Annotated in this window: 8 protein-coding genes and 1 pseudogene; 8 read left to right on the forward strand and 1 reads right to left on the reverse strand. The window is 62.0% G+C overall.

The window, feature by feature from the left end:
- From A2J01_RS30705 to A2J01_RS30730, 6 genes are all read left to right on the forward strand, one after another.
- Positions 1 to 895, forward strand: an 895-nt coding sequence (locus tag A2J01_RS30705; RefSeq protein ID WP_064114242.1) for an anhydro-N-acetylmuramic acid kinase, incomplete at its 5' end; no start/stop codon positions are given.
- Complete coding sequence (locus tag A2J01_RS30710) at positions 892 to 1,767, forward strand: MurR/RpiR family transcriptional regulator (RefSeq protein ID WP_003941452.1); 876 nt, start codon at positions 892 to 894, stop codon at positions 1,765 to 1,767. The genes A2J01_RS30705 and A2J01_RS30710, both read left to right, overlap by 4 nt.
- A gap of 97 nt (positions 1,768 to 1,864) precedes the next feature.
- Positions 1,865 to 2,782 carry an N-acetylmuramic acid 6-phosphate etherase gene (gene murQ / locus A2J01_RS30715; RefSeq protein WP_039972677.1) on the forward strand — a complete coding sequence of 306 codons (918 nt, stop codon included), beginning with the start codon at positions 1,865 to 1,867 and terminating at the stop codon, positions 2,780 to 2,782.
- Entirely contained in the window at positions 2,783 to 3,562 is a 780-nt protein-coding gene (gene nagB / locus A2J01_RS30720) for a glucosamine-6-phosphate deaminase (RefSeq protein WP_003941456.1), read from the forward strand.
- 60 nt (positions 3,563 to 3,622) lie between these two features.
- On the forward strand, positions 3,623 to 5,038 hold the full coding sequence (locus A2J01_RS30725) for an FAD-dependent oxidoreductase (protein WP_064114243.1): 1,416 nt from the start codon (positions 3,623 to 3,625) through the stop codon (positions 5,036 to 5,038).
- 86 nt (positions 5,039 to 5,124) lie between these two features.
- Positions 5,125 to 7,422, forward strand: coding sequence for a serine/threonine-protein kinase (locus tag A2J01_RS30730; protein WP_064114244.1), 2,298 nt, complete (start codon positions 5,125 to 5,127; stop codon positions 7,420 to 7,422).
- A gap of 27 nt (positions 7,423 to 7,449) precedes the next feature.
- On the opposite strand, the pseudogene A2J01_RS30735 reads toward A2J01_RS30730, so the two are convergent.
- Positions 7,450 to 7,758: pseudogene (locus A2J01_RS30735) on the reverse strand (amphi-Trp domain-containing protein).
- Between the two features lie 248 nt (positions 7,759 to 8,006).
- Between A2J01_RS30735 and A2J01_RS30740 the strand changes: the two are divergent.
- Positions 8,007 to 8,450: a Fur family transcriptional regulator gene (locus A2J01_RS30740; protein WP_037129600.1), complete on the forward strand. Its 444-nt coding sequence runs from the start codon at positions 8,007 to 8,009 to the stop codon at positions 8,448 to 8,450.
- Positions 8,451 to 8,486: 36 nt separating this feature from the next.
- Positions 8,487 to 10,642 (forward strand): catalase/peroxidase HPI (gene katG, locus A2J01_RS30745; RefSeq protein ID WP_064114245.1); only part of this gene is annotated, 2,156 nt, incomplete at its 3' end.

Below are 10,642 nucleotides of genomic sequence, written 5' to 3' on the forward strand. Positions count from 1 at the left end.
CCACTGGGTCGAAGGAGCGCAAGTAAAGGGCACTCTTCAGCTCGGGCAGCCGGCCTGGATAGCCGAGAAGACCGGATGCACGGTCGTGTCGGACCTGCGCTCTCGCGACGTGGCGACGGGTGGTCAGGGTGCACCACTGGTCAGTGCGTTCGACGTATTGTGGCTCAACGGAAGAACTTCGGGTTCCGTCGCGCTCAATCGCGGTGGCATCGCGAACGTCACTGCTCCGGGAGGCGCTCCGACATCGACGGCAGATGGTGCCGCAGTACCGATTGCCTTCGACACCGGCCCCGCAAATGCGTTGATCGACGCTGCGGTAGGCGAATTCACTGCCGGGGAGCAGTGGTTCGATCTCGGAGGTGCTCTGGGCGCAGCCGGCACACCGAACGTCGATCTGCTCGCACAACTACTGAGCGAACCGTATTACGCGCAGCCCGCTCCCAAGAGCACAGGCAAGGAATTGTTCCATCGGGACTACCTACTCGCCGCACTGCGGGGCTACGAATCCTTGTCTCTGGCCGACATCGTCGCGACACTGACTGCACTGACCGCCCGGACCGTCGCCGATTCCGTCAAAGCGCTGGCGGCTACCGAAGTGGTGGTGTCAGGCGGTGGCACCAAGAACCCGACGTTGATGGCGATGCTTCGTGACGAACTGGGCGACATCGCGCTTGTCTCTTCGGACGAGCTCGGCGTCACCTCCGATATCAAGGAAGCATTGGCTTTCGCGGTTCTCGGCTATCTCACCGCACACGGATTGCCCGGCAGCATCGCTTCGTGCACCGGTGCGCGTCACGCCAGTGTGCTCGGATCTCTGACGCCAGGAAGCCGTGGGCTGCCTAGAATCACATCGGTGCCGTCAGCTCCGAAAACGATGCGAATCGAGGCGTTATGACTTTGGACCGGAGTGCTCCGGCGTCCGTCGACCTGCTTGCTCGTATTCGTGCATCACTGAGCAGCCTCTCGCCTGCCGAGCTGCGGATCGCCGAAATCATCGAAGCCGACCCCAGTCTGGCCTCCACCCTGACGGTCAACGACCTCGCCGAACGAGCGTCGACAAGCACGGCGACAGTGGTCCGCACAGCCAAACGACTCGGTTTCGAGGGTTATCCACAGCTTCGTCTCGCGCTGGCGGCGATCAGCGGGTCCGGTACAGAGAACACGATCCCGCTCGGTGTGGACATCGTTGCTGCCGACTCGGCCGGTGAGGTGATGGCCAAGCTCGCCGAGTTCGAATCCGAACAACTCAAGGGCACGGCGCAATTGACAGATCCTGCTGCGCTCGAAGAAGTTGTGTCCCGGATTCGATCCGCCCGCCGCGTCGAGGTCTACGGCATCGGCGCCTCTGGCATCGTCGCGCAAGACCTCACGTTGAAGCTCTCTCGCATCGACGTCAACTGCCGGGTTCATCTCGACCGAGACGCGGCCATGGTCAGCGCCAGCTTGCTCGGACCGGACGACATCGCAGTGGGGATCTCACATTCGGGTGAGACTTCGGATGTCGTGGAACCACTTGCCCTTGCCCGTCGAACCGGGGCGTCGACGGCTGCGATCACCGGAGGGGCACGATCGACGCTCGCCGTGCAGTCACATCACGTTCTGCTCACTGCCGGTAGAGAATTCGGTTTCCGATCGGCTGCGATGGCAAGCCGCACCGGTCAGCTGTTGGTAGTCGACACAATTTTTGCGATGGTGGCGCACTCGCTGCCCAGCGCACTCTCTGCTCTGCAACGAAGCCATGATGCCATTGCTTCGAAGCGGCACTGACGAGGAGTCGTCGCTGTGAGTACTGACGAGGAGTCGTCGCTGTGAATACTGACGAGGAGTCGTCGTAATGAATATCGATCGAGGAGGACTCGCCACAATGCAATTGGAAATGCTCTCCACCGAGAGACCCAACCCTCTGACCCGCGATCTCGATGTCATGTCGGTGTCGGGTCTGCTGACGGTGATGAATCAACAGGACGCAATCGTGGCCGGCGCGGTGGCAGCGGTACTACCCGCCATCGAAGCCGCAGTCGACTTGATCGTCGCGGCCCGAGCACAAGGTGGTCGACTGATCTACCTGGGAGCGGGGACAAGTGGGCGTCTGGGAGTTCTCGACGCGGTGGAATGCCCTCCGACGTTCGGGACCGATCCGGGCGAGGTGATCGGCATCATCGCCGGTGGCCCTGGAGCGTTTCTGAACGCCGTCGAGGGGGCCGAGGACGATCCGCGAGCGGCTGGGGTCGATCTCGACGCAATCTCGTTGAACGCCAACGACGTCGTGGTGGGTCTGGCTGCCAGCGGTCGTACCCCCTACGTCATCGGGGGACTCGATCACGCCCGCGAACTCGGCGCTGCAACAGTGGCAGTCTCGTGCAACCGGAACGCGGCAATGAGTTCTCACGCCGGCGTGGCCATCGAAGTGGAGACCGGCCCCGAAATCCTCACCGGATCGACGAGGCTCAAGGCCGGAACTGCGCAGAAGATGGTGTGCAACATGCTCTCCACGGCGAGTATGGTTCGCTCCGGGAAGGCATTCCACAATCTGATGGTCGATCTTCGGCCGACCAATGCCAAGCTTGTCGATCGTGCGAACCGGATCGTCGCGGCAGCCACCGGAGTCGATACCGAGATCGCTGCGGAGACCATCGACAATGCCGATGGTCATGTGAAGGCAGCGGTCGTCATGTTGTTGGCCGAATGCGACTTCGCCGAAGCAACCGAACTGTTGGACCGCGCTTCGGGTTCGGTACGTGAGGCCATCGTCGGAGCCGGCAAGAGCAGTGAGGAAGTCTGAATGGAAATCGTCATAGTTCCCAGTCCGGAGGACGGCGGGCGAATCGCTGCAGATATCGTTTGTGGCGCAATCGAAAACGGAGCGCGGACGCTCGGCCTCGCGACCGGATCGTCACCGCTGCACACGTATCGAGAGCTGATCAAGAGGCATCGAGAATCGGGAGTGTCGTTCGCGGCGATGAGCGCGTATCTTCTCGACGAGTATGTAGGTCTCACGTCCGATCAGCCGCAGTCCTACGCGCACACCATCCGCACGGAACTCGTGGATCACCTCGACATCGACAATGCGCGAGTGTTCAGCCCCGACGGCGGGGCCGCGGATCCCAGTGACGCTGCCCGGCGTTACGATGCTGCCATCGCCGAAAACGGTCCCATCGACGTGCAGATCCTCGGCATCGGCCTGAACGGACACATCGGTTTCAACGAGCCCTCCTCCTCGCTTGCATCGCGCACCCGAGTGAAGACCTTGACCGAGAGGACCCGCGCCGACAATGCACGGTTCTTCGCAGACCCAGCCGACGTACCGCATCATGTGATCACGCAAGGGCTCGGAACCATCAGTGATGCACGGCATCTCGTCCTGATCGCGGACGGCGCCCGCAAAGCGCCCGCCGTCCGGGCCGCGGTCGAAGGTCCGGTCTCGGCATTCTGCCCGGCGTCGGTGCTGCAGCTGCATCCACACGTGACCGTCATAGTCGACGAGGCAGCTGCCGGCGAACTCCAACTAGCGGACTTCTACCGCTACACAACCGAGCACAAGCCTGCAGAGCAGGGTTACTGAAAAGCGGGCTGCTGAAAGCGGACTTGATCTCCAGCGCAGTTGAGGTCCTAGCCTCGGGGGATGATCAACGCCAGAGGTCCAGCGGTATCCCCGCCTGCGGCGCCCCGATTCTTCTCACCACCGCTCAGTGTCGCGATCGTCGGAGCGGGGCCGGCGGGAATCCACGCCGCCGGCGCTCTCGCCGAACTTGCGCCCGGCACCAAGACAGACGTGTTCGAGCGTCTACCGACGCCGTACGGACTGGTGCGCTACGGTCTCGTACCAGGGCACCCCGAATCCGAAAAGTTCGCCCATTCTCTGCACACCACGCTGGTCGCCAGTGACTTCCGGCTGTTCTGCAACGTGGAGATCGGAAAGGACCTTTCAGTCGGTGACCTACGTTCTTCCTACGATGCTGTGATCATCGCAACCGGTGCGCCGCGGGATGCACCTCTCGACATTCCCGGCGTCGAGCTTCCAGGTTCTTTCGGTGGCGCCGAGTTTGTCGGTTGGTACAACGATCACCCGGACAGCTCGCCGCAGTGGCCGCTGAACGCGGAATCGGTCGCAGTGATCGGAGGTGGCAACGTCGCACTCGACGTCACCCGTATGCTCCTCGCCGAGGCGCAATCGCTGCAGGCCACGGACGTCTCCGACCAAAATCGGGAAGAGATCGCCGGCAGTCGAGTTCGCGAAGTACACATCTTTGTCCGGCGCGGACCAGCCGACGCTCGCTTCTCCCCGAACGAGTTGCGCGCTCTCGGTGAACTGCCCGGAGTCGATGTTGTCGTCGATTCTGTCGATGTCGTACCGGACCGGCATGTCGAGCGGATGACCAAACAGTTGGCGCACACCCGACTGGCAGTCGAGACACTCCGTAGTTTCGCGGACACTGCGCCTGCCGACCGAACTGCCCAGCGTCGAGTTCACCTGCACTTCTACCGACAGCCGGCGCAGATTCTCGGCAGCGGGAAAGTCGAAGCACTCCGCGTCGAGCGGACAGACCCGGACGGATATGGTCACGTCACCGCTTCGGGTATCTGTACCGACTATCCGGTTCAAGCTGTGTACCGGGCAATCGGATTTCTCGGGACGCCACTTGCCGGGGTGCCTTTCGATCACCGACGCGGCAATGTTGCGCACCAGGGCGGCGCAGCGGTCGACGAGAGCGGCTCGCCGATCGCAGGTTTGTTCGTGACGGGCTGGATGAAGCGAGGTGCCGCCGGGCTGATCGGTGCGGCTCGGCCTGATGCACGCCAAACCGTCGAAACCTTGCTGCGACAGTTGGATTCGGAATACGGGCGTCGAGCCGGCCATGGCCGGCTCGCGGAGGTCCTCGGGGCCGGCAGAGTGGTGCCCGTCGATTGGGATGGATGGCTTCGCATCGATGCCGCCGAACGTGCCCTCGGTGTGAAGCATGGGCGTGATCGGATCAAAATCAAAGAGCGCGACGAACTCGTTCGCATCGGCACGGAGTCGGCAGTTCACGCCGAATAGATTCGCTGGGGTCTGGAGTACCACCGGGGTTACGCTGAAGTGAGTCACTCCGATTCATTGTGATCGAGGTGCGGAACAGAAGTGTCATGAATGAACGTGGTGCGCAGGCCAGTGACGCGACAATCGCGAGCGGGCCCCTGACCGAACGGGGCACCGTCACCGAGTTGCGCCTCTCAACGCTGCGGGTGGTGCGTGACGGCCAGAACGGTGCAGACGGTCTCGGCCGCCTTGTGGCGGATTGGGAGGAGGGGCGAACCCCGTCCGACCTGAGCGATTATCTGCCTGATCCAGCCAAGATTCGTCGGGCGGCGCTGATCGAACTGGTCGGAATCGACATGGAGTACCGCTGGCTGAAAAATGATTGCCCGAAACGGCTCACGGATTACTGTGCCGAGTATCCCGAATTACTCGAAGAACCATTACCGGCCGAGCTCCTGTACGAGGAGTTCCGGCTGCGGAAGCAGGGTGGGGAGGACGTCGCAGCAGCCGAGTACCTCAGCGAGTTTCCCTTGCAGGCAGAGAGTTTCGAGCAGATGTTCGACCGTGATTCGATGGCCGGTCGCGAAGACGTGATGATGTTGGGACTGTCGGGTTTCGACGAGTTCGAAATCGGGCAGCACCTGGACGATTTCGAGCTGGTGTTGGAACTCGGGCACGGCGCATTCGCCCGAGTGTTCCTCGCTCGGCAACTGTCGATGCAGCGGTGGGTTGCGTTGAAAATCTCGCGCAACGTCGGAGTCGAGCCGCAGACTCTCGCCCAGCTCGACCATCCCAACATCGTCCGGGTCTTCGATCAACGGTTGCTCGAGGAACGCGCACTGCGAGTCCTGTTCATGGAATACGTGCCGGGTGGGACCCTGCTCGACGTGGTCAAACTTGTCCGCGTGACACCGCAGGCGCAGCGGTCCGGACAACTACTTCTCGACGCCATCGACAAGACCCTGGCGAAGAAGGGAGAGATGAAGCCCAGCGAGACGAGCCTGAGGAGCGAGATCGCTGCGATGTCGTGGCCGGAGACCGTGGCCTGGATGGGGATGCGACTGGCCGATGCCCTCGAGTATGCGCGTGAGCACGGCGTATTACATCGGGACATCAAGCCGGCGAACGTACTGCTCAGTGTCGAAGGCATCCCCAAGCTCGCCGACTTCAACGTCAGCTCGAGCGAGGAGGTTTCGACCGAGGACGCTGCTTGTTTTGTCGGAGGCTCGCTTGCCTACATGTCTCCGGAGCAATTGGAGGCCTGTGCGGTGGGGGCGCCTGGCACACTCGACACCCGTAGCGACATTTACGCACTCGGCGTGATGTTGTGGGAACTCCTCACCGGGAGTAGGCCTTTCACGGACGACGGTACGGGGGAGAACCCACCGTCGCCCAAGAAGGCGCTCGAGGCCCGCCGGCGCGGGGTGGATCCCGCAGCCGAGGCACGGCTACCGGACGACTGTCCGCCGGCGCTGCGCCGAGTTCTGGTCAAGTCTCTCTCGCCGGAGAGAGACGGAAGGTGGTCTGGCGGCCGAAAGTTGGCTCGTCAGTTCGCACTGTGTCTGGACCGGTCTGCTCGCAATCTTGTGGACCCACCGGAAGGGAGCCCACGTTCGACGTTGTGGAAGTGGGCGCTGCCGATAGTGCTTGCCGCGATCGGAATTCCAAATCTTCTTGCGGCGGGCTACAACTACTACTACAACAAGATGCTGATCATCTCGGGTCTCTCGCCGCAGGCTCAGCAGCATCTCGAGCAGGTTCATCTGGTCATCGGGGTGGCTGCGTTCTCTCTCGGTGCCGCAGCGATCCTGTATTGGTGTCGGCTTGCACTCACCGTGCCTCACGGACTGCGCAACGGTCAGACGTACAGCGCGGAGGTCTTGAACAAAGCGCGTACCGCGACGCTGAATGTCGGACATCGCGCGGTGGTGATCGCATTCGGTCTGTGGGTTCTGGCCGGTATCGCATATCCGGTCGCATTGCAGATTGCCGCCGGCGGAATTCCGCAGCGAGCCTACGTGCACCTGATGTCGTCGCTGGCGGTGTGCGGCGCCGTCGCAGTCGCGTATCCGTTCTTCATCCTGACGTACTACTCGGTTCGATGTCTGTATCCGATCTTGTTGTCACACGGCGAGTTACGAAGCGACGACGGACGCGATATTCGCTCGTTGGGTCGGAGCAGCACGCGTTACCTCGCAGTCGCGGCGTCGGTTCCACTGGTGGGAATCGCGGGGCTCAGTTTTGTCGGTTCGGGTGCCGGTGAGGAACTCAACGCAACAGTCCGTGCGCTGTGTTTGGGCGGTATCGCCGGATTCATCGTTGTGTATCAACTGTTTCGACGGATCGAAAGTGATCTCCGAGCACTGCTGCGCGTCGTGTCTCTCGAGGTGTCGGCGTCTCCGTAAGTGCCGAACAACCGTATTCGAGTCGGCCTATGTGGAAGTGCTCTTGCGTGGTCGGCTGCGACGAACTGCTTTGGCGGGAGGCGGAGACTTCTCTTACGATTCTTCCTGAGGGTCGTCGCGCCAGTGAATCTCGATTTCTATCTCGACTTCGTTGCCGTCGACTTCGATCTCGAGTTCCCACCGAACCTGTTCCGGAACACTGATTTCGATCGAGTCCCCACCCGACCCCAGCTCCACTTCCGATCCACTGGCGAGGGCTTGGCCGAGGGCGATGAGTCGGTCGGCGACTTCCTGCCGTGAGAGTTCTGACTTCCTCTTGATCTCCAGTTTGGGCACGAGCACTCCTGACCTCGGCGGATTCTCCCTTTCACGGTAGTTGGACGAAGGGGAGATTGTCGGAGTTTGTGGAACCACACAGCAGGACGCGTCGACGCACAACAAACCTGAAGGCGGTGTGGGGACGCCAGAAAGAGCGAGGAATCCGGCTCACTTCCAGCACGGACGAATCGGTCGGGAGGGCCCTGTCAGCGATGATTTTCGCGAAAGTCTGGGTTCAGTCCAGAAGATTGCGCAATAGTGGAAAGGTGCCTTCGACGCCGGATTATGCAGCCCAACTGCGTAACGCTGAGCTTCGCGTGACTCGTCCCAGAGTCACGGTGCTCGAGGTTGTGCATGCACGCCCACACGCAGCCACCGAGACTGTCTTCGATGCTGTGCGGGCTGTTCTGCCGGGGGTGTCGCGGCAGGCGGTCTACGACGTGTTGCACGCTCTCACCGACGCCGGGCTGATCAGGCGGATCCAACCGTCCGGATCGGTGGCGCTGTACGAGTCACGCGTCGGCGACAACCATCATCACGTCGTCTGCCGGTCCTGTGGGGTCGTTGCAGATGTCGACTGCGCAGTCGGAGAGGCACCGTGTTTGACGCCGTCGGCGCACAACGGTTTCGTTCTCGACGAAGCCGAGGTCATTTACTGGGGCCTGTGTCCCGACTGCTCGACAACTCAGAGTTTGCGATCACAAACGTGATCGAAGTCCGTTCTACTCGCTCATGGAGGGATTACCGTGTCCGATAGTTGCCCGGTTGCTCACGACGGAAACACCGAGAGCACCAGCGAAAGTGAAAACCCCGCAATCCCGTCTCCGACGCCTACCGGGAATCGTCCGAGAACAAACAGCGACTGGTGGCCGAATCAGCCGGATCTCTCTGTCTTGCATTCACATTCGTCGAAGTCGAATCCGATGGGTGCCGACTTCGATTACGCCCAGGAATTCGCCAAGCTCGATGTCGAGGCGCTAAAGCGCGACGTCATCGCGTTGATGACGGCGTCGCAGGATTGGTGGCCGGCCGACTACGGGCACTACGGCGGACTCTTCGTGCGTATGAGCTGGCATGCTGCCGGCACCTATCGCATTGCAGACGGCCGCGGCGGTGGCGGCCAAGGTGCTCAGCGTTTCGCCCCGCTCAACAGTTGGCCGGACAACGCCAGCCTCGACAAGGCCCGGCGCCTGCTTTGGCCCGTGAAGCAGAAGTACGGAAAGCAGGTTTCTTGGGCCGACCTGCTGGTGTTCGCGGGCAACTGCGCCCTGGAGTCGATGGGGTTCAAGACCTTCGGCTTCGGATTCGGCCGAGAAGACATCTGGGAGCCCGAGGAGATCTACTGGGGTCCCGAGGACACCTGGCTCGGCGACGAGCGTTACAGCGGAGACCGTGAGCTGTCCGGACCGCTCGGAGCCGTGCAGATGGGCCTGATCTACGTCAATCCCGAAGGACCCAACGGGCAACCGGATCCGGTAGCGGCCGCCCGCGACATCCGAGAAACGTTCGCCCGCATGGCGATGAACGACGTGGAGACAGCTGCGCTGATCGCCGGCGGTCACACCTTCGGCAAGACGCACGGAGCCGGACCGGCCGACCTCGTCGGACCGGAACCGGAAGGTGCTCCCATCGAGCAGCAGGGACTGGGCTGGAAGAGTGCCTTCGGCACGGGTGTGGGTAAGGACGCGATCACCAGTGGTCTCGAAGTCGTGTGGACTCCCACTCCGACGAAGTGGGACAACACCTTCTTGGAGATTCTGTACGGCTACGACTGGGAGCTGACCAAGAGTCCGGCGGGTGCGTGGCAGTGGATTCCGAAGGACGGCGCGGGGGCGGGCACCATCCCGGATCCGTTCGATTCGTCGGCCGGACGCACCCCGACGATGCTGACGACCGACCTGTCCCTACGCCTGGATCCGACGTACGAGAAGATCACCCGGCGCTGGCTCGATCATCCGGAAGAATTCGCCGAAGAGTTCGCCAAGGCTTGGTACAAGCTCCTTCACCGTGACATGGGACCGGTCACGCGCTACCTGGGACCTTGGGTTCCCGAGCCGCAGCTGTGGCAGGACCCGGTTCCCTCGGCCGATGATCAACTGATCGGGGACGCAGACATCGCGATCCTCAAGAGTCGACTTCTCGACTCCGGGCTGTCCATTTCGCAGTTGGTATCGACGGCGTGGGCGTCTGCCGCGAGCTTCCGCAGCACGGACATGCGCGGCGGCGCCAACGGTGCGCGAATCCGACTGGAGCCGCAGAAGAATTGGGAAGTCAACGAGCCCGCAGCTCTCTCCTCGGTGCTTCAGACTCTCGAGCGGGTTCAGCAGGACTTCAACCAGGCTGGTGGAGCAAAGGTTTCTCTCGCCGACCTGATCGTTCTGGGTGGTACAGCGGCCGTCGAACAGGCTGCGAAGAACGCCGGACAGGACATCACGGTCTCGTTCACTCCGGGACGTACGGACGCAACGCAGGAGCAGACAGACGTCGACTCGTTCGAGGTACTCGAACCCCGGGCCGACGGATTCCGGAACTACCTCAAGGGAGGCGAGAAGATTCCGGCAGAGATTCTGTTGGTCGACCGCGCGTACATGCTGTCGCTGACCCCGCCCGAGGTGACAGTGATGGTCGGCGGACTTCGCGCGCTGAACGCGAACTTCGGCAATACCCGTCACGGCGTGTTCACCGATCGTCCCGAGACGTTGACCAACGATTTCTTCGTCAACCTTCTCGACATGGGTACCGAGTGGAAGCCGTCGAAGACGGACGAAAACGTCTACGACGGTGTTGATCGCGTGACGGGCGATCCGAAGTACACGGCAACTGCGGTCGATCTCGTTTTCGGATCGAATTCGCAACTGCGTGCACTCGCCGAGGTGTACGCCAGTGCAGACGCCAAGCAGAA

Source organism: Rhodococcus sp. EPR-134 (assembly GCF_001647205.1).
GTDB classification, from domain to species: domain Bacteria; phylum Actinomycetota; class Actinomycetes; order Mycobacteriales; family Mycobacteriaceae; genus Rhodococcus_F; species Rhodococcus_F qingshengii.